Annotated in this window: 19 protein-coding genes; 17 read left to right on the top strand and 2 right to left on the bottom strand. The window is 72.1% G+C overall.

Annotation, left to right across the window (positions count from 1 at the left end):
- Positions 1-19 precede the first annotated feature (19 nt).
- The 12 genes from ABD912_RS12395 (at position 20) to ABD912_RS12340 (ending at position 12,451) form a co-directional block, all read left to right on the top strand.
- Positions 20-373, top strand: coding sequence for a DUF488 domain-containing protein (locus ABD912_RS12395; protein WP_345151157.1), 354 nt, complete (start codon positions 20-22; stop codon positions 371-373).
- A 55-nt stretch (positions 374-428) separates the two neighbouring features.
- The gene (locus ABD912_RS12390; RefSeq protein ID WP_345151156.1) at positions 429-1,196 is read left to right on the top strand and encodes an SDR family oxidoreductase; all 768 of its coding nucleotides are present in this window, start codon (positions 429-431) and stop codon (positions 1,194-1,196) included.
- The gene (locus ABD912_RS12385) at positions 1,196-1,912 is read left to right on the top strand and encodes a sirohydrochlorin chelatase (protein WP_345151155.1); all 717 of its coding nucleotides are present in this window, start codon (positions 1,196-1,198) and stop codon (positions 1,910-1,912) included. Before ABD912_RS12390 ends, ABD912_RS12385 begins: the two co-directional genes overlap by 1 nt.
- An 86-nt stretch (positions 1,913-1,998) precedes the next feature.
- A complete protein-coding gene (locus tag ABD912_RS12380; RefSeq protein WP_345151153.1) occupies positions 1,999-3,732 on the top strand; it encodes a nitrite/sulfite reductase in 1,734 nt (577 codons plus the stop codon).
- Positions 3,729-4,484, top strand: coding sequence for a phosphoadenylyl-sulfate reductase (locus ABD912_RS12375; protein WP_345151151.1), 756 nt, complete (start codon positions 3,729-3,731; stop codon positions 4,482-4,484). Before ABD912_RS12380 ends, ABD912_RS12375 begins: the two co-directional genes overlap by 4 nt.
- Complete coding sequence (gene cysD, locus ABD912_RS12370) at positions 4,481-5,434, top strand: sulfate adenylyltransferase subunit CysD (RefSeq protein WP_345151149.1); 954 nt, start codon at positions 4,481-4,483, stop codon at positions 5,432-5,434. The genes ABD912_RS12375 and cysD overlap by 4 nt, the downstream gene beginning before the upstream one ends.
- Complete coding sequence (locus ABD912_RS12365) at positions 5,434-6,762, top strand: sulfate adenylyltransferase subunit 1 (protein ID WP_345151148.1); 1,329 nt, start codon at positions 5,434-5,436, stop codon at positions 6,760-6,762. Before cysD ends, ABD912_RS12365 begins: the two co-directional genes overlap by 1 nt.
- A 64-nt stretch (positions 6,763-6,826) precedes the next feature.
- The gene (locus tag ABD912_RS12360; protein WP_345151146.1) at positions 6,827-7,963 is read left to right on the top strand and encodes an ABC transporter substrate-binding protein; all 1,137 of its coding nucleotides are present in this window, start codon (positions 6,827-6,829) and stop codon (positions 7,961-7,963) included.
- Complete coding sequence (locus ABD912_RS12355; protein WP_345151145.1) at positions 7,960-8,685, top strand: ABC transporter ATP-binding protein; 726 nt, start codon at positions 7,960-7,962, stop codon at positions 8,683-8,685. The genes ABD912_RS12360 and ABD912_RS12355 overlap by 4 nt, the downstream gene beginning before the upstream one ends.
- Positions 8,675-9,625: an ABC transporter permease gene (locus tag ABD912_RS12350; protein WP_345151144.1), complete on the top strand. Its 951-nt coding sequence runs from the start codon at positions 8,675-8,677 to the stop codon at positions 9,623-9,625. The genes ABD912_RS12355 and ABD912_RS12350 overlap by 11 nt, the downstream gene beginning before the upstream one ends.
- On the top strand, positions 9,622-10,983 hold the full coding sequence (gene cobA, locus ABD912_RS12345) for a uroporphyrinogen-III C-methyltransferase (protein ID WP_345151143.1): 1,362 nt from the start codon (positions 9,622-9,624) through the stop codon (positions 10,981-10,983). Before ABD912_RS12350 ends, cobA begins: the two co-directional genes overlap by 4 nt.
- Positions 10,984-11,002: 19 nt before the next feature.
- Positions 11,003-12,451, top strand: a complete 1,449-nt coding sequence (locus tag ABD912_RS12340; protein WP_345151142.1) for an FAD-dependent oxidoreductase — start codon at positions 11,003-11,005, stop codon at positions 12,449-12,451.
- 132 nt (positions 12,452-12,583) lie between these two features.
- Here ABD912_RS12340 and ABD912_RS12335 read toward each other — a convergent pair whose 3' ends face one another.
- Positions 12,584-12,916 carry a DUF1801 domain-containing protein gene (locus ABD912_RS12335; protein ID WP_345151141.1) on the bottom strand — a complete coding sequence of 111 codons (333 nt, stop codon included), beginning with the start codon at positions 12,914-12,916 and terminating at the stop codon, positions 12,584-12,586.
- Between the two features lie 528 nt (positions 12,917-13,444).
- On the opposite strand from ABD912_RS12335, the gene ileS reads away from it, so the two are divergent.
- The 4 genes from ileS (at position 13,445) to ndk (ending at position 19,176) form a co-directional block, all read left to right on the top strand.
- Positions 13,445-16,729 carry an isoleucine--tRNA ligase gene (gene ileS, locus ABD912_RS12330; RefSeq protein ID WP_345151139.1) on the top strand — a complete coding sequence of 1,095 codons (3,285 nt, stop codon included), beginning with the start codon at positions 13,445-13,447 and terminating at the stop codon, positions 16,727-16,729.
- Entirely contained in the window at positions 16,726-18,084 is a 1,359-nt protein-coding gene (locus ABD912_RS12325; protein ID WP_345151137.1) for a bifunctional folylpolyglutamate synthase/dihydrofolate synthase, read from the top strand. Before ileS ends, ABD912_RS12325 begins: the two co-directional genes overlap by 4 nt.
- 8 nt (positions 18,085-18,092) lie before the next feature.
- Entirely contained in the window at positions 18,093-18,530 is a 438-nt protein-coding gene (locus ABD912_RS12320) for a DUF4233 domain-containing protein (protein ID WP_345151135.1), read from the top strand.
- Between the two features lie 229 nt (positions 18,531-18,759).
- Positions 18,760-19,176 (top strand): nucleoside-diphosphate kinase, encoded by a 417-nt coding sequence (ndk, locus tag ABD912_RS12315; RefSeq protein WP_345151134.1) that lies wholly within the window; start codon positions 18,760-18,762, stop codon positions 19,174-19,176.
- A gap of 156 nt (positions 19,177-19,332) precedes the next feature.
- On the opposite strand, the gene ABD912_RS12310 is transcribed toward ndk, so the two are convergent.
- Positions 19,333-19,950, bottom strand: a complete 618-nt coding sequence (locus ABD912_RS12310) for a vitamin K epoxide reductase family protein (RefSeq protein WP_345151132.1) — start codon at positions 19,948-19,950, stop codon at positions 19,333-19,335.
- 507 nt (positions 19,951-20,457) lie between these two features.
- Here ABD912_RS12310 and ABD912_RS12305 point away from each other — a divergent pair.
- Positions 20,458-24,327, top strand: coding sequence for an Rne/Rng family ribonuclease (locus tag ABD912_RS12305; RefSeq protein WP_345151131.1), 3,870 nt, complete (start codon positions 20,458-20,460; stop codon positions 24,325-24,327).
- Positions 24,328-24,478 lie beyond the last annotated feature (151 nt).

The raw sequence follows: 24,478 nt of genomic DNA, 5'->3' as shown, positions 1-24,478 counted from the left end.
GCGCACCTACCATGGGCGCATGGGGAACATACGGCTCCGGCGCGCCTACGAGGCGCCCGACGGCGGGTACCGGGTCCTGGTGGACAGGCTCTGGCCGCGCGGGCTGGCCAAGGCGGACGCGGAGTTCGACGACTGGGCCAAGGACGCCGCCCCCTCGACCGAACTGCGCGTCTGGCACAACCGCCAGGCCGGGCGCTTCGACGAGTTCCGCCAGCGCTACCTGCACGAACTGGAGGACGGTCCGGCCGCGGCCGGCGGCGAACGGCTGCGGGCGCTGGTGGCCGAACACCCCGACGTCGTCCTCGTCTACGCCTCCCGCGACACCGAGCACAACCACGCCCTGGTCCTGCGCGACTTCCTCACCGGCCCCTGACCGGGTCCAACCCGGACCAGCTTCGACCAGGTCCGACTCGGACTAGGGTTGATCCATGACTTCCGCACTTTCCGAAACCACCCATGCCGCCGTCGTCACCGGAGCCTCCACCGGCATCGGCGAAGCCACCGTCCGGGCCCTGACCGCCCGCGGCTGGACCGTCTACGCCGTCGCCCGCCGCGCCGACCGCCTGGACGCGCTCGCCGCCGAGACCGGAGCGGTTGCGGTCGCGGCCGACATCACCGAGGACGACGACGTCGCGCGCCTGCTCGAGCACGTCGCCGCCGGCGGGGGGATCGACACGCTGGTGAACATCGCCGGCGGGGCCCGCGGCGCGGACTACGTGGGCAACGCGAAGACCGAGGACTGGGAGTGGATGTACCGGGTCAACGTGATCGGCACCATGAAGGTCACCCGCGCCTTCCTGCCGATGCTGCGCGCGCACGGGGAAGGCACGGTGCTGAACCTGACCTCGACGGCGGGGATCGTCAGCTACGAGGGCGGTGGCGGCTACAACGCCGCCAAGTTCGCCGAGCGCGGCATGACCCAGGCGCTGCGCCTGGAGGAGGTGGGCCACAACCTGCGCGTCGTCGAGGTCCTGCCCGGCCTGGTGCAGACCGAGGAGTTCGCCCTCAACCGGCTCGGCGGCGATGCCAACGCCGCGGACAAGGTCTACGCCGGAGTCGCCAAGCCGCTGACCGCCGGGGACGTGGCCGACGTCGTCGCCTACGCGGTCACGCTGCCGCACCACGTGAACCTGGACGAGATCGTGATGCGCCCGGTGGCGCAGGCCGCCGCGCACAAGGTGATCCGGGACGCCTGATGGCCGTGCTGCACGTCGTCGCGACGGCCCACGGCACCGACAACCCGCGCGGGCGCGAACTGGTCAACGGGCTGCGCGCGCAGGTGGCCGCGCTGCTGGCCCCCGGCATCGGGGACTTTGCGCAGGTGGTGGTGCACGAGGCCTACGTGGACGTCCAGGAGCCCGCGCTGGAATCCGTGCTGGCGGCGCTGCCCGCCGGCGAGGCGGCGGTGGTGGCCCCGCTGCTGCTCTCCCACGGGTTCCACACCGGCGTCGACATCGCCGACGCCGTGGCCGCCCGGGAACACACGCTGGCCGCCGCCCCGCTGGGACCGCACCCGCTGCTGATCGCGCAGCTGGCCGACCGCCTCGGCGCGGCCGGGCTGGAAGCAGGGGACGCCGTCGTGCTGGCCGCCGCCGGGACCCGCATCGAGGCCGGGCAGCAGCAGGCCCGCGAGGCCGCCGCCGCGCTCGCGGAGCGGCTGGGACGCCCGGTGGGCACCGCGTTCTGCTCGGCCGCGCAGCCCTCGGTCGCCGACGCCGTCGCCGCGGCGCGCCGCGACCACCCTCACGCCCGCGTCGCCGTGGCCTCCTACCTGCTGGCCCCCGGATTCTTCCAAAACCGCGTAGCGCAAGCGGGAGCGGACTTTGTGACGGAACCACTGCTTCCGGGCGTCACAATCGCCGAATGTGTCGTTGCGAGACTTGCCGAAGTGCTCACACATTTCGCCACATGACGCGTACTGACCGGTAACGGAGGGGGGTCGCTGCACATCCCGAAACGTTCGTGAGACCGCCGGGTCCGGTGCCTACCGTTGAATGCATGACGCAGGCACCCAGCACCGACACCGTGGATTCCGGGACCCCCGCCCGGCCCGCACGATCCCGCCCCGCGGCCAAGCCGCACGGGCAGTGGAAGATCGACGGCACCACCCCCCTGAACGCGAACGAGGAGTTCAAGCAGGCCGACAACGGCCTGAATGTGCGCGAGCGCATCGAGACGATCTACTCCAAGCAGGGCTTCGACTCCATCCCGGGCGAGGACCTCCACGGACGCTTCCGCTGGTGGGGTCTCTACACCCAGCGCAAGCCCGGCATCGACGGCGGCAAGACCGCCACGCTCGAGCCCCACGAGCTCGAGGACCGGTACTTCATGCTGCGCGTGCGGCTGGACGGCGGCGCGCTGAGCACCGAACAGCTGCGTGTCATCGCCGGCATCTCCATCGAGTTCGCCCGCGACAGCGCCGACATCACCGACCGCCAGAACATCCAGCTGCACTGGATCGACGTCGTCGACGTGCCCGAGATCTGGCGCCGCCTGGAGGCCGTGGGCCTGGGCACCACCGAGGCCTGCGGCGACGTGCCGCGCGTCATCCTCGGATCCCCGGTCGCCGGCATCGCCCGCGACGAGATCCTGGACCCGACCCCCGCCATCCGCGAGATCGCCGAGCGCTACATCGGCGACCCGGAGCTGGCGAACCTGCCGCGCAAGTTCAAGAGCGCGATCACCGGCCACCCCTCCCAGGACGTGGTGCACGAGATCAACGACATCGCGCTCGTGGGCGTCGTGCACCCGGAGCTGGGCGCCGGCTACGACCTGTGGGTCGGCGGGGGACTGTCCACCTACGCCAAGCTCGGCGAGCGCCTCGGCGCGTTCGTCTCCCCGGAGCGCGCCGCCGAGGTGTGGCTCGGGGTGGTGAGCATCTTCCGCGACTACGGCTACCGCCGGCTGCGGAACAAGGCCCGCCTGAAGTACCTGCTTGAGGACTGGGGCGCGGCGAAGTTCCGCGAGATCCTGGAGACCGAGTACCTGGACGCCCCGCTGCCGGACGGCCCGCCCCCGGCCCCGCCGACCGAGCCGGGCGACCACGTGGGCGTGCACGAGCAGCGCGACGGCCGCTTCTACATCGGGGCCACCCCCACCGTGGGGCGCGTCTCCGGCACCACGCTGCTGGCGCTGGCCGAGCTGGCCGAGGCCCACGGGTCCTACCGGCTGCGCACCACCCCGCACCAGAAGATCCTGGTGCTCGACGTGGCGGGCGAGCACCTCGACGCCGTCCAGGACGGGCTGCGCGCGCTGGGGCTGGACCCGGCCCCCTCGGTGTTCCGCCGCTCCACCATCGCCTGCACCGGCATCGAGTACTGCAAGCTCGCGATCGTGGACACCAAGGACACGGCCGCCGCGGCCATCGACACGCTGGAGGAACGGCTCGGGGACATCTCCCACCGGCTGCCGCGCCGCCTGACGCTGCACGTCAACGGCTGCCCCAACTCCTGCGCCCGCATCCAGACCGCCGACATCGGGCTCAAGGGCCAGATCCTGCCCGACGGCGAGGGCGGCACCCGCCCCGGCTTCCAGGTGCACCTCGGCGGCGGGCTCGCCTCCGAGGACCGCGCCACCGCCGGCACCGGGCGCACCGTGCGCGGGCTGAAGGTGTTCGCCGACGAGTTGCCCGGCTACGTCGAGCGCGTGGTGCGCAGCTACGACGCCGGCCACGAGCCCGGCGAGTCCTTCGCCGCCTGGGCACAGCGTGCCGACGAGGAGGACCTGGTATGAGCGCGCGCCCCACCGACCTGCACATCCACAGCGAGCGCCGGCTCGGACGCCTGCGCGCCGCCGTGGAGGCCGGCGCCGCGGAGCTGGGCCACGACGCCGACGCGGCCGCCGTCATCGACTGGGCGGCGCGCACCGTGCCCACCGCGCTGGCCGCCGTCGCCTGCTCCATGGCCGACGCCGTGCTTCCGCACCTGGTCGCGGCCCGGATGCCCGGGGTCGACGTCCTGTTCCTGGAGACCGGCTACCACTTTCCCGAGACGGTGGCGACCCGCAACGAGGTGGCCCGCGTCCTGGACGTGCGCATCGTCGACGTGCTGCCCGAGCGCACCGTCGCCGAACAGGACGCCGCGCTGGGGGAGAAGCTCTACGAGCGCGATCCGGCCGCCTGCTGCCAGCTGCGCAAGATGGACCCGCTGAAGAAGGCGCTGGCCGGCTACGACCTCTGGTTCACCGGCGTGCGGCGCGACGAGGCCCCCACCCGCACGAACACGCCGCTGGTCACCTTCGACGAGCAGCACGGGCTGATCAAGGTCAACCCCGTCGCGACCTGGAGCTTCGATGACCTGCTGGACTACTCCCAACGCCACGCCGTGCCGCTGAACCTGCTGCTGCAGCACGGCTACCCGTCCATCGGCTGTGCCCCCTGCACCCGCCCCGTGGCCCCCGGCGAGGATCCCCGCGCCGGCCGCTGGGCCGGACTGGCCAAGACCGAATGCGGCATCCACACCCCGGCCGAAAGGAGCCAGCGATGACCTCCGTCGCTTCCCCCGTCGCCCCCGCGACCGCCCACACCCGGCCCGGCGCCGGGGACGCACCCGACGTGCTCTCCACGCTCGAGTCCGAATCGATCCACATCCTGCGGGAGGTGGTCGCCGAGTTCGAGCGCCCCGCGATGCTGTTCTCCGGCGGCAAGGACTCGGTGGTGATGCTGCACCTGGCCGCGAAGGCGTTCTGGCCGGCGCGCATCCCCTTCCCGGTGCTGCACGTGGACACCGGACACAACTTCGGCGAGGTCATCGACTTCCGCGACCGCACCGTGGCGCGGCTGGGGCTGCGCCTGGAGGTGGCCAGCGTGCAGGACTACATCGACCGCGGCGAGCTGCGCGAACGCGCCGACGGCACCCGCAACCCGCTCCAGACCACCCCGCTGCTGGATGCGATCGCCACGCACCGCTTCGACGCGGTCTTCGGCGGCGGCCGCCGCGACGAGGACAAGGCGCGCGCCAAGGAGCGCATCCTGTCCCTGCGCGACGAGTTCGGCGCCTGGGATCCGCGCAACCAGCGCCCCGAGCTGTGGAACCTCTACAACGGCCGCCACCAGCCGGGTCAGCATGTGCGCGCGTTCCCGATCAGCAACTGGACCGAGCTGGACATCTGGCGCTACATCGAACGCGAAAACATCGAACTGCCCTCCATCTACTACGCCCACGAGCGGGAGGTCTACCGCCGCGACGGGATGTGGCGGGCCGTCGGCCCGGTCTCCGCCCCGCGCGAGGACGAGCCCGTCGAGGTGCGCACCGTGCGCTACCGCACGGTGGGGGACATGTCCTGCACCGGCGCGGTGCTCTCGGACGCCGCCACCGTCGCCGACGTCGTCCGCGAGGTCGCCGCCAGCTCCCTGACCGAGCGCGGCGCCACCCGCGCCGACGACCGCATTTCCGAGGCAGCCATGGAAGACCGCAAGAAGGACGGGTATTTCTGATGACCACCCCCACCGTGCCGCACGGCACCCTGTTCCGTTTCGCGACCGCCGGCTCCGTCGACGACGGCAAGTCCACGCTCGTGGGCCGGCTGCTGCACGACTCCAAGGCGATCCTGGCCGACACGCTCGACGCCGTGGCGCGCACCAGCGCCGACCGCGGCTTCGGCGGCGAGGCCGGCGGGCTGGACCTGGCGCTGCTGACCGACGGGCTGCGTGCCGAACGCGAGCAAGGCATCACCATCGACGTCGCCTACCGCTACTTCGCCACCGACAAGCGCACGTTCATCCTGGCCGACTGCCCCGGACACGTGCAGTACACCAAGAACACCGTCACCGGCGCGTCCACGGCCGACGCCGTCGTGCTGCTCGTCGACGCCCGCCACGGGGTGCTCGAACAGACCCGGCGCCACCTGAGCGTGGCCGCGCTGCTGCGGGTGCCGCACGTGGTCGTCGCGGTGAACAAGATCGACCTCATCGGCTACGCGCAGGATCGTTTCGCCGAGATCTCCGGCGCCATCGAGGCGATCGCCGCCGAACTGGGACTGGAGTCGGTGGCCAGCATCCCGGTCTCGGCGCTGGAGGGCGACAACGTCGTCCACCGTTCGGAGCACACGCCCTGGTACGCGGGGCCGACGCTCGTGCAGATCCTCGAGACGCTGCCCGGGCTCGACGCCGCCGAGGCGGCCGAGCACGCCACGGAGGCCGGCGGCTCGCTGCGCTTCCCGGTGCAGTACGTGATCCGCCCGCAGGGCGCGCTCGCTGCCGGGCTGGACGAGGAGGAGTACCGCGACTACCGCGGGTACGCCGGACAGCTGGCCTCCGGCCACGTCGGCGTCGGGGACACGGTGAGCATCATCGCCCCCGGCCAGGGACGGCGCACCACCACGGTCGCGGGCATCGACACGGCGGACGGTCCGCTGCAGCGGGCCATCGCCCCGGCCTCGGTCACCCTGCGGCTGGCCGAGGACATCGACATCGCCCGCGGAGACCTGATCGCCTCCGGCTTCCTGCCCACCAGCACCGACGCGTTCACCGCGCGCCTGGCCTGGCTCGGGGCCCACGCGCTGCGGCCCGGGGCCCGGGTGCTCATCAAGCACGGCGCCGCCACCGTCAAGGGGCTGGTCACCGCGATCAACGGCCGGCTGGACCTGGACAGCCTGGAGATCGGGGAGGCGGAGACGCTCGAGCTCAACGACATCGGCGAGGTGGGCCTGAAGCTCGCCGCCCCGCTGCCCCTGGAACCCTACGCCGCGCACCGGCGCACCGGAGCGTTCCTGGTCATCGACCCGCAGGACGGCAACACCCTGGCCGCCGGCCTCGTCGCCTAGTTGCCAAGTCGCCACCAAAACCGCCACCACCCCAGCAAGCACCCCCAGCACACAAGGAACCACCATGACCGACAAGCCCCAGAAGCCGGAGTCCATTCGCATCGACGCCGCGGCCCCGGCTCCGCACCGCCGCAAGGTGCCACGCCTGGCCGCGGCCCTCGTCGCGCTGCTGGCCGTGGCGGCACTGGCCACGGCCTGGCTGGCCACGACCGGGCTGCCCGCGCCCTCCGGCGCCCAAGCGGCGGCCGGGGCGGGGCCGGCGGATAAGCTGCGCCTGGGCTACTTCGCGAATGTCACCCACGCCCCGGCCGTGGTCGGCGTCGAGCAGGGGCGGCTGGCAGACGCCGTCGGGCGCCACGGCACCACGCTGGAGACCCAGGTCTTCAACGCCGGGCCGGCCGCCATCGAGGCGCTGAACGCCGGGGCGATCGATGCCGCGTTCCTGGGCCCGAGCCCGGCGATCAACTCCTACATCAAGTCCGGGGGCACGTCGCTGCGGGTCATTGCCGGTGCCGCGTCCGGCGGCGCCCAGTTCGTCGTCGATCCCTCGATCACCAAGCCCGCGGACCTCAACGGCGCCGTGCTGGCCAGCCCGCAGCTCGGCGGCACCCAGGACGTCGCCTTGCGCACCTGGCTCGCCGACCAGGGCCTGAAGACCACGCCGGACGGCGGCGGAGAGGTCGCGATCAACCCCACGGGCAACGCCGAAACGCTGGACCTGTTCCGTTCCGGCAAGCTCGACGGGGCATGGCTGCCCGAACCCTGGTCCTCCCGCCTGGTGCTGGAAGCCGACGCCAAGGTGCTCGTGGACGAGGCGGACCTGTGGGACGGCGGCGAGTTCCCGACCACGATCCTCGTCGTGGACCAGCGCTTCGCCGCGGCCCACCCCGAAACCGTCGCCGACCTGCTGGCCGGGCACCGGGACACCGTCGCCTGGCTGGACTCCGCTGACACGGCCACCCGCCTTGACGCGGTCGGGAAGGGGCTGACTTCCCTGGGCGCCGCGCTGCCGGAGGACGTGCTGGCCCGGGCGCTGGGCAACCTCACGTTCACCACCGACCCGCTCGCCGGCACCTACCCCACCCTGATGGAGCACGCGGTCGAGGCCGGCCTCACCGAATCGGGCCAGCTCGAGGGCCTGGTGGACACCACGGTGCTCGACGCGCTGCCGGCGGACGCCGCGGACGGAACGGGCAAATGAGCGTCACGCTGACCTCGCTCTCCAAGTCCTACGACGGGCGCGTGCAGGTGCTCGACGGGCTGAGCACCCACATCCGCACCGGCGAGTTCGTGGCGATCCTCGGGGCCTCCGGCTGCGGCAAGTCCACGCTGCTGAACCTGCTGGCCAGGCTCGAGGCCCCGACCGGCGGAAGCCTGGAGGTGCCCGCCGACGGTGCCGCGTTCATGTTCCAGGACGCCAGCCTGCTGCCGTGGCTCACCGCGCGCGGCAACGTGGAGCTGGCGCTGCGGCTGCGCGGGGTCCCGCGTGCCGAACGCCGGGCACGGGCCGAGGAACTGCTGGACCTCGTGCACCTGCGCGACGCGGCCGAGCGCCGCCCGCACCAGCTCTCCGGGGGCATGCGCCAGCGTGCCGCGCTCGCCCGGTCCCTGGGCCAGGAACGCCAGCTGCTGCTGATGGACGAGCCGTTCGCGGCGCTGGACGCGATCACCTGCGACCTGCTCCACGATGAGCTGGAACGGGTCTGGCGCGCCACCGGGCGCACGATCGTGTTCGTCACCCACAACGTGCGCGAGGCCGTACGGCTGGGCCAGCGCGTCATCCTGCTCTCCTCCCGCCCCGGCCGCATCGTGGCCGAGTGGGAGGTGCCGGAGGAGATCCGCCGGGATCCGGCCGCCGCGGCCACCCTGGCCGGCACCATCACCGAACGCCTGCGCGAGGAGATCCGCCACCATGGGCACTGAATCGACACTGTCCACCAAATCAGAGCCGTCCACCGAACCGACCGTGACGTCGCCGGCCCGCACCGCACCGGCGGCGCCGTCCGCCAGCGACCTCGGCCGGCTGGAGGCCGGCCTCGACCAGCTCCAGCGCGTCGACCCGGTCGCCAGGCGCGGCACGTTCGGCTCACGCCTGCTCTGGCCGCTCGGCGCCCTGGCCGCGGTGGTCAGCCTCTGGCAGATCCTGGCCTGGAGCGGCATCAAGCGCGACGACCTGCTGCCGGGCCCCGGCCAGGTGGCCGCGATCGTTGCCGAGCAGGCCGCCAGCGGCGCGCTCGCGGAGGCGGTGGGCACCTCGCTGGCCCGCGGCGGCCTCGGGTTCCTCATCGCGGTCGCGATCGGCACCCCGATCGCGCTGGTGCTGGCCCAGCTGCCGGCACTGCGCCGCGCCGTCGGGCCCCTGATCTCCGGGCTGCAGGTGCTGCCCTCCGTGGCCTGGGTGCCGGCGGCGATCATCTGGTTCGGGCTGACCGACGCCACCGTGTACTTCGTGGTGCTGATGGGTGCCACCCCGTCGATCATCAACGGGCTGCTCGCCGGCATCGACACCATCCCGCCCCACTACGCCCAGGTCGGCCACGTGCTCGGCGCCAGCCGCTGGCAGCACACGCTGCTGATCACGCTGCCGGCGGCGCTGCCCGGCTACCTCGGCGGACTCAAGCAGGGGTGGGCGTTCTCCTGGCGCTCCCTGATGGCCGCGGAAATCATCGCGGTCGGCGGCTCCATCGGCTTCGGGCTCGGCTCGCTGCTGCAGCAGGGCCGCGACCTCTCCGACATGGGCCTGGTGATCACCGCGATCCTGGCCATCCTGGTGGTCGGCATCCTCGTCGAACTGCTGCTCTTCGCCCCGGTTGAACGCGCCCTGCTGGCGCGCCGGGGCCTCGCGAAAGGACACTCCGCGTGAGCGACCTCTATCCCGCCAGCCTCCGCCTGCTCGGCCGCACCGTCGTGATGGTCGGCGCCGGCGCCGTGACGGCCCGCCGCATCGGCGCGCTGCTCGACGCCGGGGCCCGGGTGCGCCTGATCGCCCCCGCCGCGCACCCCGAGCTGCGCGACCTGGCAGAGAACGGACTGATCGACTGGCAGCGCCGCGACTACGCCGAGGGCGACCTCGACGAGGCGTGGCTGGTGCACACCGCCACCGGCTGCCCGGCCACGGACGCGCGCGTCGGAGCTGATGCCGAGGCCCGCCGGCTGTGGTGCGTCAACGCCACCGACCACGCCACCGCCTCGGCCTGGACGCCCGCCGTCGCCCGCTTCGACGACGTCGTGGTCGCCGTGAACACCGCGGCCGACCCGCGCCGTGCCGCCGCGATCCGCGACGCGATCCGGGTCAGCCACGCCACCGGCGCGCTCCCGCTGCGCCACCGCCGGCCTGCGGCTTCTTCCAAGACGGCGGCTTCTTCCGGCCCGGCGGCTTCCGCCACCACTGCTGAGGCCGGTCGCATCGCGCTGGTCGGCGGCGGACCGGGGGACATCGGGCTGATCACGGTGCGCGGACGCACCCTGCTCGCCGAGGCCGACGTCGTGGTGGCGGACCGGCTGGGCCCGCGCGGCCTGCTGGCCGAGCTGGACCCCGCCGTGCGCGTCATCGAGGTCGGCAAGGCCCCCGGCGCCCACCTGGCCACCCAGGAGGAGATCAACGAAATCCTCGTCGCCGAGGCGCGCGCCGGACACCTGGTGGTGCGGCTCAAGGGCGGGGACCCCTACGTCCTCGGCCGCGGCGGCGAGGAGGCGGCCTATGCCCGTGCCCGCGGCATCGACGTCGAGGTGGTCCCCGGGGTCACCAGCGCGGTCTCGGTGCCGGCGGCCGCCGGCATCCCGGTCACCCACCGCGGACTGGCCACCGGGTTCAGCGTCGTCACCGGGCACCAGGACCTCGGCGAGGTGCCGGTGCGCCAGGACCACACGCTGGTGCTGCTGATGGGCATCGCCCGGCTGGGGGAGTCCGTGGCCGGACTGCTGGCCCGCGGCATGGACCCGGCGACCCCGGTCGGCATCGTCGAACGCGGCTGGACCCCCGAACAGCGCGTGTGCATCGGCACCCTGGAGACGATCGCCGCCGACGCCGGGCGCGCCCGCATCGGCAACCCGGCCGTCATCGTGATCGGGCGCGTCGTCAGCCTGAGCCCGTACGCGGGCCCCGTCTCCGAAACTACGGCCCCAGAAGCCGCGCCCGAAGAAGCCGTCCCCGCAGCCACTCCTTCATCCGTCACCGCCGCAAACGTCCCCGCCCGAGGCCTCAGCCTCGCGGCCCGGTAACACCCCCAGGAGAAACCCCTTGAGCCAGACCACCATTCCCGACCACCTCACCAAGCGTCCGCTCCGCGTGGCCATCATCGGCGCCGGTCCGGCCGGCGTGTACGCCGCGGACCTGCTCACCAAGTCCGAACCCGTCGCCTCCGGGGCGCTCAGCCTGGCGATCGACCTGTTCGACCGCTACCCGGCCCCCTACGGGCTGATCCGCTACGGCGTGGCCCCGGACCACCCGCGCATCAAGGGCATCGTCAACGCCCTGCACAAGGTCCTGGACCGCGGGGACATCCGCTTCTTCGGCAACGTGGACTTCGGCACGGACGTGGACCTGCAGGCGCTGCGCGAGCACTACGACGCGCTGATCTTCGCCACCGGCGCGATCCGGGACGCCGACCTGAACATCCCCGGCATCGGCCTGGAGGGCTCCTTCGGCGGCGCGGACTTCGTCTCCTGGTACGACGGGCACCCGGACGTGCCGCGCGAATGGCCCTTGGAGGCGACGGAGATCGCGGTCATCGGCAACGGCAACGTGGCCCTGGACGTGGCCCGCGTGCTGTCCAAGCACCCGGCCGAGCTGCTGGTCACCGAGATTCCCGAGAACGTGCATGCCGGGCTCCTGGCCTCGCCGGTCACCGACGTGCACGTGTTCGGCCGCCGCGGCCCGGCGCAGGTGAAGTTCACCCCGCTGGAGCTGCGGGAACTGAGCCACAGCCACGACGTGGACATCGTGCTCTACCCGGAGGACTTCGAGTTCGACGAGGCCTCCGATGCCGCCATCAAGACCAACAACCAGACCAAGACCATGGTCTCCACCCTCACCAACTGGCTGATTGAGCAGGAGGAGCGGGAGGACCGCGCCCCGGCCAGCCGCCGCCTGCACCTGCACTTCCTGCACAACCCCGTGGAGGTCCTCGGCGAGGACGGCAAGGTCTCCGGGATCCGGTTCGAGCGCCAGGAACTGGACGGCACCGGCCAGGTGCGCGGCACCGGCGAGCTGCTCGACTACCCGGTGCAGGCCGTCTACCGCGCCATCGGCTACTTCGGCTCCCCGCTGCCGGGCCTCGAGTTCGACGCGAACACCGGGGTGGTCCCCAACGACGGCGGGCGGGTGCTCGACGGCGACGGAGCCCATGTGCCGGGGCTGTACACGACCGGCTGGATCAAGCGCGGCCCCGTGGGCCTGATCGGGCACACCAAGGGCGACGCGCTGGAGACCATCACCCACCTGCTGGCCGAGCTGGGACAGCTGCCGCCGGCCGCAACGGAGGCCTCCATCGAGGACCACCTCCAGGCCCGCGGCGTTGCGTACACCACCTGGGAAGGCTGGCTGAAGCTGGACGAGCACGAACGCGCGCTCGGTGCGGACGCCGCCCCGGTGCCGACCGCCGCCGGGCCCGTGCAGCGCGAACGCATCAAGGTCGTGGACCGCGAGCGCATGGTGGAGCTCTCCCGCCCGCTGGAGGCCCGCGCGTAGGCCGGGCCCCTCTGTCGAAGTCCTGAACCGACCCCTTGGACCGAACCCTTGGACCGGGGCATCCGGAAAACACCCGCCCGCACAACCCCGGGCAGGTGCCGGATGCTCCGGCGGGCCGGACAGCGGGAGCGCTCAGCCGAGCTGGGCCAGCCACCCGCCGACCAGGTCCTCGTGGATGTCCTCGGTCCGCTCGTACTTCACGGTGACCACGTTCTGGTTCCCTGCCGGCTGCAGGACTCCGGCCGGATCGTGGAACTCCGGCCCCACCCACAGCATCAGGGTCACGTACCGGGGGAACGCCTTGTAGCCGGCGACCGGGTGCTTGCCGTGCATCCACACCGGCTGGGCGTGCCACAAGGTCGCCTCCAGCTCCGGCAGGCCGTCGCCGAGCAGCTCCGCCAAACGGTCGGCGACGTCCCGCAGCGGGGGATCGAGGGCGGCGTTGTAGTCCGGGACAGTGTTCATCGACATCCCCTTCCAGCCCCTGGGCCGGGGCATCCGGAAAACACCTGCCCAATGTACCTCCGGTGGTTGCCGGATGCTCCGGTTGGGCGGCCGCGACCCGCACCCCCGAGCCCGTCCGGATCCCCGCCTCGACGACGCGCCGGCTCCCGTCCTGGTCGGTTAGACTTGAGGCATCGGCGTCGACCCGGCCATCACCGGCGAGCCTCCGGAAGAAAAGCCCCCACCGGCGGTGCGCAGGAACCCCTGCGGACCTGCACGAAGGGCCCAGTAGAACCGGACGGGTATGCCCGTCACAGCAGACAACGAGCGGCATGGCCGCCCGTCCAGGCCCTTTCGGGACCATGCTCCTTCCGGACACGGTCCCGCGGGACCATCGCAAGCCGGTTTCACGACCCGGTGCCGCGGAGGACGGGCCCATGCAAACGGGGTGGTACCGCGGTGCCCGGCGAAAGAGAGCCGGGATCTCCGTCCCCGTGCCAGGACCAGGCGCCCCCTTCGGACGCCGACCACGCCAGGACTGTGCCGCCGATGACCAGCTATCCCAAGGCCTCAACCGACCCGCAGGGCACCACGCCCGCCTCCCCCCGCTTCCCCGAGATCGAGGAACGCGTCCTGAAGTACTGGGACGCCGACGGTACCTTCCAGGCCTCCATCGACGGCCGCGACGCCGAGGGCGGCACCAACGAGTTCGTCTTCTACGACGGCCCGCCCTTCGCCAACGGCCTGCCGCACTACGGCCACCTGCTCACCGGCTACGTCAAGGACCTGGTCGCCCGCTACCAGACCCAGCGCGGCCACAAGGTGGAACGCCGCTTCGGCTGGGACACCCACGGGCTGCCCGCCGAGCTGGAGGCCATGAAGCAGCTGGGCATGACGGACAAGAACCAGATCATGGCCATGGGCATCGACAAGTTCAACGACGCCTGCCGCGAGTCCGTGCTCAAGTACACCCACGAATGGCAGACCTACGTCACCCGCCAGGCCCGCTGGGTGGACTTCGAGAACGACTACAAGACGCTCAACGTCGAGTACATGGAATCGGTCATCTGGGCCTTCAAGCAGCTGCACGAGAAGGGCCTGACCTACCAGGGCTTCCGCGTGCTCCCGTACTGCTGGCAGGACGAGACCCCGCTGTCCAACCACGAGCTGCGCATGGACGACGACGTCTACAAGAACCGCCAGGACCAGACCGTCACGGTCACCTTCCCGCTGCTCGCCGGGGAAACCGCGGCCTCCCGGGCGCTCGCCGGCGTGCAGGCGCTGGCCTGGACCACCACCCCCTGGACCCTGCCGACCAACCTGGCCCTCGCCGTCGGGCCCGAGGTGGCCTACGTCGTCGTGCCGGCCGGCCCCCACGGCGTCAAGGCGTCCGCGGCCTCCGGCCGCTTCCTGCTGGCCTCGGACCTGCTCGCCTCCTACGCGAAGGACCTCGGATACGACGACGCCGCCGCGGCGGCCGAGGCGGTCGAGGCCACCTTCCTGGGCTCCGAGCTGGAGGGCATCTCCTACGAACCGCTCTGGGACACGTTCGCGGACACCGAGAAGTGGGGCACGCAGAACGCCTGGCGGATCGTGGTGGCCGACTACGTCACCACCACCGACGGTACCGGCATCGTCCACCAGGCCCCGGCCTACGGCGAGGACGACCAGAAGGTCTGCGAGGCCAACGGCATCCCCGTGGTCCTCTCCATCGACGAAGGCGCGAAGTTCCTGCCGCTGTTCGCCGAGGGGCCGCTGGCGGAGATCGCCGGCGTGCAGGTCTTCGACGCGAACAAGACCATCACCAACGTCCTCAAGGCCGACGCCCGCCTGGTCCGCACGGCCAGCTACGAGCACTCCTACCCGCACTGCTGGCGCTGCCGCACCCCGCTGATCTACCGCGCGATCTCCTCCTGGTACGTCGAGGTCACCAAGATCAAGGACCGCATGCTGGAGCTGAACCAGGAGATCAACTGGATCCCGGGCAACGTCAAGGACGGCCAGTTCGGCAAGTGGCTGGAGAACGCGCGCGACTGGTCGATCAGCCGCAACCGCTTCTGGGGCTCCCCGATCCCGGTCTGGGAGTCGGACAACCCCGAGTACCCGCGCCGCGAGGTCTACGGCTCCCTGGAGGAGATCGAGGCCGCCTTCGGCACGCTGCCGCGCAACCACGCCGGCGAGGTGGACCTGCACCGCCCGTTCATCGACGAGCTGGTCCGCCCCAACCCGGAGGACCCCACGGGCCAGTCCATGATGCGCCGCGTCGAGGACGTGCTGGACGTCTGGTTCGACTCCGGCTCGATGCCGTACGCCCAGGTGCACTACCCGATGGAGAGCAAGGACTGGTTCGACGGGCACAACCCGGCGGACTTCATCGTCGAGTACATCGGCCAGACCCGCGGCTGGTTCTACACCATGCACGTCCTGGCCACCGCGCTCTTCGACCGCCCGGCGTTCCGCAACGTCATCAGCCACGGCATCGTGCTCGGCTCCGACGGGCAGAAGATGTCCAAGTCGCTGCGCAACTACCCGGACGTCAACGAGGTCCTGGACCGCGACGGCTCCGACGCCATGCGCTGGTTCCTGATGGCCTCCCCGATCCTGCGCGGCGGCAACCTGGTGGTCACCGAGCAGGGCATCCGCGAGGGCGTGCGCCAGGTGCTGCTGCCGATGTGGAACGTGTGGCACTTCTTCAGCCTCTACACCAACGCGGCCAACGGCGGCGCCGGCTACGACGCGAAGCTGGCCCACGACGCCGCCGACCCGCTGGACCGCTACATGCTTGCCGCCACCGGCGACCTGGTCCGTGAGGCCACCGCCGCGTTCGACGCCTACGAGATCTCCGACGCCTGCGAGGCGGTGCGCCAGTACATGGACACGCTGACCAACTGGTACGTGCGCCGGTCCCGCCAGCGCTTCTTCGACGAGAACACCGAGGCCTTCGACGTCCTCTACACCTGCCTCGAGGCGCTGTGCCGCGTGGCCGCCCCGCTGCTGCCGCTGGCGACCGAGGAGATCTGGCGCGGGCTGACCGGCGGGCGCTCGGTGCACCTGGCCGACTGGCCGGACGCCGAACTCTTCCCGCGCGACGCCGGCCTGGTGGCCCGCATGGACGCCACCCGCCGCATCTGCTCGGTCGGCTCCTCGCTGCGCAAGGGCGCCAACCTGCGCGTGCGCCTGCCGCTGAACGGGCTGACCGTGGCCACCGAGGGCGCCAGGGACCTGGACGGCACCTACGCCGCGATCATCGCCGACGAGCTGAACCTGCGCGGGGTGACCCTGCTGGACGCCTCCGAGGCCGACGCCGGCGAGTTCGGCATCAGCCAGAAGCTGGTGGTCAACGCCCGCGCCGCCGGACCGCGCCTGGGCAAGGGCGTCCAGCAGGCCATCAAGGGCTCCAAGTCCGGGGACTGGTCGGTGGAGGCCGACGGCACCGTGGTCTCCGGCGGCCTGCCGCTGGAGCCGCACGAGTACACGCTGGAAACCGTGGTGGAGGAGCACGACGGCGGAGCCTCCGTGGCCGCGGCCGTCCTGCCCGGCGGCGGGTTCGTGGTGCTGGACACCGAGGTCACCGCCGAGCTCGAGGCCGAGGGCACCGCCCGGGACATGGTCCGCGCCGTGCAGCAGGCCCGCAAGGACGCCGACCTCACCGTCGGCGACCGCATCCGCACCGTGATCGCGGCCGATGCGGCCACCGTGGAGGCCCTGCGCGCCAACGCGGAGCTGCTCAAGGGCGAAACCCTGACCGTGGACCTGGTGCTGGAGGTGGCCCCCGACGCCGCCGAACCGGTGGTCACCGTTGCCGCCGCAACCGTGACGGGAGCCCAGGCATGAGCGGGTTCGACGAGTTCTCCGTGGAAAGCGTCTACGCCGAACTGCTCGGCCGCGCGCCCGAAAACAAGATCGAGCCCCGCATGGAGCCGATGCGCCGGGCGATGGAGGTGCTCGGGGAGCCGAACAGGGCCTACCCGATCATCCACATCACCGGCACCAACGGGAAGACCTCCACGGCCCGGATGATCGAGTCGCTGCTGGGCGCGCACGGGCTGCGGACCGGCCGCTACACCAGCCCGCACCTGGCCAAGGTCACCGAGCGCATCAGCATCGACGGCGAGCCGTGCCCGGACGAGACGTTCGTGCGGATCTGGGACGAGATCCGCCCGTACCTGCAGATCGTCGACGGCGAGCTGGAGGCCAAGGGCGAGAACCGGCTGACCTACTTCGAGGCCGTCACCGTGCTCGCCTTCGCGGTCTTCGCCGACGAGCCGGTCGACGTGGCCATCATCGAGGTCGGCCTGGGCGGGATCACCGACGCCACCAACGTCGGCGACGGCGCCGTCAGCGTGGTCACCCCCATCTCGCTGGACCACACCGACCTGCTCGGCGACACCGTCGAGGAGATCGCCTGGGAGAAGGCCGGGATCATCAAGCCCGGCGGCTTCCTGGTCAGCGCCGCGCAGCAGGCCGAGGCCGCCGACGTGCTGCTGGAGCGGGCCCGCGAGGTCGGCGTTCCGTTCCGCTTCCAGGGCGTCGAGTTCGGCGTCGAGTCCCGCAACCTGGCCGTGGGCGGCCAGCAGCTGGTCCTCCAGGGCCTGGCCGACCGGTACACGGACATCGCGCTGCCGCTGCACGGGGCCCACCAGGCACAGAACGCCGCCGTCGCGCTGGCCGCCGTCGAGGCGTTCATCGGCGGCGGCGAGAAGCCGCTCAGTGCCGACGTCGTCCGCGAGGGCTTCGCCAGCGCCTCCAGCCCCGGGCGCCTCGAGGTGGTGCGCACCTCGCCGACCGTCGTCGTCGACGCCGGGCACAACCCGGACGGGATCCGCGTCAGCGCCGAGGCGCTCAAGGAGACGTTCGGCTTCAGCAAGCTGGTGCTGGTGGTCGGCATCCTGGGGGAGAAGGACGCCCCGGCGATGCTCGCCGAACTGCGCGCCCAGTACAAGGACCTGGTCGAGGACATCTGCCTGACCCAGTCCACCTCCCCGCGGGCGATCCCGGCCGGCGAGCTGGGCGAGCTGGCGGTGGAGGCCGGCTTCCCGGAGGCGGACATCCACGTGACGGAAAAGCTCGACGACGCCCTCGACTGGGCCGTCGGCCGCGCCGACGCCGCCGAAGACTTCGGCGGGGGCATCCTCGTCACCGGCTCCATCACCTTGGTGGCCGAGGCCCGCACGCTGCTCGGAAAGTAGGGACACCGATGGCACGACTGACCAAGGCCCAGCGCGAATGGCGCCCGGGCATGAAGAAGAAGCGGCGCTCGATCCGCACCATGTTCGCCTCGACGGTGCTCACCCTGGAGGCGTTCCTGGTGTTCTTCGCGGCGCTGACCGTCTTCGGGCTGCGCAAGGACATCCCCGGGCCGGTGACGCTGGGGGTCGGGATCGGGCTGGCCGTGGTGTGCATCCTGGCCTGCGCCCTGCTGACCAAGCCGCTGGGCTACTGGATCGGCTGGGGCATCCAGGGGGTGCTGTTCCTGATCGGCTTCATCGAACCGACCATGTTCATCATCGCGATCCTGTTCACCGTCACCTGGTGGTACGCGGTGGCCAAGGGCGGGTCGATGGACCGGGAGAACGCCGAACGCGACCGGCTCCAGGCCGAATGGGAAGCCGCCCACCCGGAACCGGGCGCCTGACGCGGCCCTCCACCGGCCACGTTCCGTAACGAACGCCCCGCCGCCCTTCCCGGGCGGCGGGGCGTTCGCCGTTCGGACTAGCGTCTACCCGCCTCCCCGTTCGCGGCCTGCCCCACACGCTTCGCGCGCGGGGACCCCTGGCCGCTCACTTGGCTCGCTTCGCTCGCGGCGGGGCCCTCGGCGGCTAGACTCGGATCCAGAAATCGACCCCCACGAAGGAGGCACCCACGTGTCCATCGAACGGACCCTTGTCCTGGTCAAGCCGGACGGCGTGCAGCGCGGGCTCACCGGCACCATCCTGTCCCGCATCGAGGCCAAGGGCTACCGCCTGGCCGAGCTGAAGCAGGTGGCGGCCAGCCGCGAGCTGCTGGAGAAGCACTACGAGGAACACGTCGGCAAGCCGTTCTACGAGCCGCTGGTCGAGTTCATGCTCTCCGGGCCGCTGGTCGCGGCCGTCTTCGAAGGCCACCGCGTCATCGAGGGCTTCCGCTCCGTGGCCGGCACCACGGACCCCACCACGGCCGCCCCCGGCACCATCCGCGGCGACTTCGGCCGCGACTGGGGCGTGAAGGTCCAGCAGAACCTGGTCCACGGCTCCGACTCGCCCGAGTCCGCCGAACGCGAGATCGGCATCTGGTTCGCCTAGGCGCTCGCCGGACAACAACGGCGGGGCGGCACCTTCACAAGGTGCCGCCCCGCCGTCGTTTTTTCCCATTTCCGCCGCGATCGGGGATGCGTTGCGCGGCGTGTCGGCGCGACACGCCGCCGGTGCCCGCCGGAACCGGGAAGGTTTGCGCAGCGCCTAACCCAGGAACGCGTTCATGAACCGCAGGAACACGGTGCCGGCGGTCAGCACCAGCAACAGGGCGGTCGCCACCCAAGCCCATTCGGCGGCGACGGCGCGCACGCGCGGGCCGGCCGGAATCACCCCGGCGCGCAGGTTCCGCGCAGTCGTGTACACGAACAGCGGGATGACCATCGCCCACACGACCATGCAGTAGATGCACAGCGCGCCGATCACGTACAGCGCCTGGGACCAGAGCCACACGCAAAAGACGAAGGCCAGCGTGATGCCCGTCTGGAAACCGATCCAGTACCAGCGGGCGAAGCGCGCGCCGGCCAGCAGCGCCATGCCGACGGTGATGACGATCCCGAAACCGACGATCCCGATCAGCGGATTCGGGAAGCCGAACAGCGCGGCCTGCCAGGACTTCATGACGGTTCCGCAGGAGACCCACGGGTTGATGTCGCAACTGGTGATGTGCCCGGGGTCCTTGTAGAGGGCCAGGCGTTCGAGGACCAGGGTGGCCGAGGCGAGCCAGGACACCACGCCCGTCACCACGGCCAGCCAGGCGAAGGACCGGTCCCTTTGCTCCGTGGCCTGCCCGGGGGCGTCGGGGGAGCGGTCTGTCACGGTCACGGGGGACCTCCTCGGATCGGGGGCGGATCTCGCCGTCCAGTCTAGGCGCCGAGGGGCCCCGGCCGAGCGTAGCGAGGTCGGGGAGGCGCCGACGACGCTAGGCGCCGAGGTCGGGGGCCTGGCCAAGCTTTGGTGTCGGCGCGGGACACGCGGGCCTCGCCCGGTGCCGGATTGCCGTCGTGTGAGAGAATGGTCATGGCCGCCAGTGGAACCACAGTCCACTTCCGGTCCAGTGACAGGCTTCCGGGCCCGTCGGCGATGAATTGGACGGGGACAGACGAGAACGGCCCCTCCGAAAACCGCCGTCGGCCGCCGCAACAGAAAGCGGCATGCCGGGAAGCGTACCGCTGGTTCCCTCGGGAGTTCCGCACCGCACGACGACGGTGCACCCCCAGGGAATAGCACAACGACTTCCGGGGAACGGGAGGCCGCAAGGCCCCGTTTCCCGACTGACGCACCGGCAGGGGCCGCTGTGGAGGGTCCTTCCGGGTAGGAGTATGGCTATCCATGGACCCCATTAACGAAGAACAGGGCTTTACCGAAGGACAGGCCGCCACGGACGCGGACGCCACGAACGCCTCGCACGCGGAAGCCGGCGCTGCCCCGCAGGACGCGGCAAGCACCGACGCGAATGCCGAAGCGGTGAACGGAGAGGCCTCGGCCGCCGAGGAGGCTCCCGCCAAGGCTCCGCGCCGCCGGGCCACCACCCGCGCCACCACGGCCGGGACCGCCAAGCCGGCGACGCGCACCCGCAAGACTGCCGCGCAGAAGGCCGCCGAGGCCGCCGCGGCTGCGGCCGAGTCCGCCGCCGGGTCCGCCGAAGAGGTCGCGCCCGAGGTTGCGGGGGAGGGCCCCGTCGCGGCCGCCGAGGTGGCCGCCGCCGCTGAAGCCGCTGCCACCGAGTCGGCCGCGGCTGAATCCGGGGAGGCCGCTGAGGTTCCGGCTAAGGCCACGCGCCGCCGGGCCACCACCCGCGCCACCACGGCCGGGACCGCCAAGCCGGCGACCCGCACCCGCAAGACTGCCGCGCAGAAGGCCGCCGAGGCTGCCGAGGCGGCAGCGGTTGCCGCAGCCGGTCCCGCCGACGAGGTTGCGACCGAGGCCGCCGCCGAGCCCGCCGCGGCCGAATCCGGGGAAGCCGAATCCGGGGAGGCCGTTGAGGCTCCGGCCAAGACCACCCGCCGCCGCGCCGCCACCCGCACGGCAGCATCCCGCGCCACCACGGCCACCACCCGCACGCCGGCGACCCGCACCCGCAAGACCGCGGCGCAGAAGGCCGCCGAGGCGGCGGAGGCTGCGGCCGCCGCCGAATCCGCCACCGGCTCCGTGGCCGAAGGCGCGGTCGAAGTCGCCCCCACCGAAGCCGCCCCGCTTGAGGCAGCCCAGGTTGAAGTCGGCGCGGTTGAGGCCACCGAAGCGACGCCGGTTGGCGAAGCCGTTGAGGCTGCTCCGGCCGAGGCCGCCGTCGCACCCGCAGCTGCCGCAGAGGAGACGGCCGCCGCCAGCCCCGCCGCCAACCCGTTCGCGCTGCCGGTGGATCCGCTGTCCGTGCTTTTCCACGCCCCCGACCTCACCGCCATCCCGGCCCGTGCCGCGGAGCCTGAAGAGGAGCAGGAGGAGGCCGGCGAGGAGGACGAAGGCCGCTCCCGTTCCCGCCGTGCGCGCCGCGCCCGCGGCCGCGCCCGCGTTGAGGGTGCCGAAGCCGAAACCGAGGGTGCGGACGAAGCCGCCGAGGCGCCCCTGGTGGGTGAGGACGGCGTCGTTTCCCGCCGACGCCGCCGCCGTCGCCGCGGCGATGCGGACCTGGAACTGACCGGTGGCCACGATGACGATCCGCCCAACACGATCACCCGCGTGCGCGCCCCCCGGCCCAGCAACGGCACCGAGGCCGTCCCGTCCAACAAGGTCGCCTCCGTGAAGGGCTCCACCCGCCTCGAGGCCAAGCGGCAGCGCCGTCGCGAGTCCCGCGAGTCCGGACGCCGCCGCCAGGTCATCACCGAGGCGGAGTTCCTGGCCCGCCGCGAGTCGGTGGACCGGCAGATGATCGTGCGCCAGCGTGAGGATCGCATCCAGATCGCCGTCCTCGAGGACGGCATCCTGGGCGAGCACTTCGTTTCGAAGACGCAGCAGGACTCGCTGATCGGCAACGTCTACGTCGGCAAGGTCCAGAACGTGCTGCCGTCGATGGAGGCCGCGTTCGTCGACATCGGCCGCGGCCGCAACGCCGTCCTGTACGCCGGCGAGGTCAACTGGGACGTCGCGGGCCTGGACGGTCAGCCGCGCCGCATCGAGCATGCGCTGAAGTCCGGGGACTCGGTCCTGGTGCAGGTCACCAAGGACCCCATCGGGCACAAGGGCGCCCGCCTGACCAGCCAGATCTCCCTGCCGGGCCGCTACCTGGTCTACGTGCCGGGCGGCTCCATGACCGGCATCAGCCGCAAGCTGCCCGACGTCGAGCGCAACCGCCTCAAGAAGATCCTCAAGGACCACCTCCCGGAGAACGCGGGCGTGATCGTGCGCACCGCGGCCGAGGGTGCCTCCGAAGAGGAACTGATGAACGACATCAACCGCCTGCGTGCCCAGTGGGAGGAGATCGACCGCAAGTCGACCTCTACCAAGACGCTGCCGCCGGAGCTGCTCTACGGCGAACCGGACCTGACCATCAAGGTCGTCCGCGACGTCTTCAACGAGGACTTCTCCAAGCTGATCGTCTCCGGCGACGAGGCCTGGGACACCATCGAGGCCTACGTCACCTACGTGGCCCCGGACCTGGTCTCCCGCCTCGAAAAGTGGGAGGGCGAGGAGGACATCTTCGCGGCCAACCGCATCGACGAGCAGATCCACAAGGCCCTGGAACGCAAGGTGTTCCTGCCCTCGGGCGGCTCGCTGGTGATCGACCGCACCGAGGCGATGACCGTCGTGGACGTCAACACCGGAAAGTTCACCGGCAGCGGCGGCAACCTCGAGGAAACCGTCACCAAGAACAACCTCGAGGCCGCCGAGGAGATCGTCCGCCAGCTGCGCCTGCGCGACATCGGCGGCATCATCGTCATCGACTTCATTGACATGGTGCTCGAGTCCAACCGCGACCTGGTCCTCCGCCGGCTGGTCGAGTGCCTGGGCCGCGACCGGACCAAGCACCAGGTCGCCGAGGTCACCTCGCTGGGCCTGGTCCAGATGACGCGCAAGCGCATGGGCACCGGCCTGCTGGAGGTCTTCAGCGAGAACTGCGAGGCCTGCAACGGCCGCGGCGTCATCACGCACGACGAGCCCGTCGAGCACCGCCGCTCCTTCACCTCCCACGGCGAGCCGCAGGCTGCCCCGCGGATCGATCGGACGGACCGCACCACCGCCTCCCGCAGCGAGCGCCGCAAGCGCAGCCGCGGCCCGGAGAAGGAGCAGGAGGCCGTGGTGGCGCACCTGCCCGAGGCCCCGGAGGCGGCCAAGGCCAGCGCCGCCCGCGCCGCGTTCGCCACGATCGCGGCCGCCGCGCACGCCGCCCACGAGCATGAGCTCGAGCTTGAGCGCGGGGAGAGCGTCCACGCGGCCGCTGACGCCGCCCTGGCGGCGATCGTCCAGGGGGCGGCCGCCAGCGGCCACGCCCCGGAGGAGCGCGCCGACGACGGTGTTGTGGGCGAGGGCGCCGCGGGTGGCGCCGAGCAGGTGCTCACCATCGCCGGCGAAGAGGTGCCGTTGCCGCGTTCGCGCCGCCGCCGCCGCGCGTCAGCGCCGGTGCAGACGCCGGACCTGACGCTGGAGAGCCTCACCGCAGCGTTTGCCGAGGTCCCCTCCGTGCCCGCGGTCCAGTCCGTGCCGCCAGCCCAGTCCGTCCCGGCGGCCGCGCAGGCGCCGGAAGCGATCGAGGAGGAGGTGCCGCAGGGCGCAGCCTCCGGGGAGGCCCTGATTGGCGGGACCCTCACCGGCGAGGCGCCGTCCGGCGAGGGGCGCTCGCGCCGCCGCCGCCGTGGACGCGCCTCCGCCCCGGCGATGGCTCCGGCCGCCGCAGGGCAAGCGCAGGTCTCTGCGCCTGAGCAGGCAGAAGCTCCGGCGGAGGTTCCGGCCGCCACGCCGGTGGCGTCCGCGGAGCCCGTGGCGCCCGCCCGGCCCGCCGCGGAGCGGGCGGCCGAACCGGCGCCGGCCGATCAGTTGCAGGCCGGCGAGGGCACCCGCGCGCGCCGTGCCCGCCGCCCCCGTGCGGCGCGCAGCGCCCAGGGTTCGGCCAACGAGCCCATCCAGCGCAGCGAGGCCGTGGCGGGCGCCGGGCAGGGATCCACGCACGTGGCCAAGCTCCCGGCAACCGCCCCGGCCGCGGCTCCGGCCGCCCCGGCGGCCGAGCCGATGATCCTCGGTGTCGGCGTGCCGGCCTCGGAGCTGTAGGATCGTTGGAGAAAAAGGGTCTTGACGACTCGCCGGGGCAGGCAGTATTTGCTCCGGCGGGTCGGGCTAGCGTAGTCTAGACCTTCGGTGCGAACGCCAGCTATCGGAATCTTCCGCTCGGCGTGACAGCACAGCGCAATCCTGGGAGTTC

Source organism: Arthrobacter ginkgonis, assembly GCF_039540195.1.
Classification (GTDB): Bacteria; Actinomycetota; Actinomycetes; order Actinomycetales; family Micrococcaceae; genus Zafaria; species Zafaria ginkgonis.
Note: the sequence above shows the minus strand (reverse complement) of the source record. Positions and strands in the feature narration are given on the sequence as shown.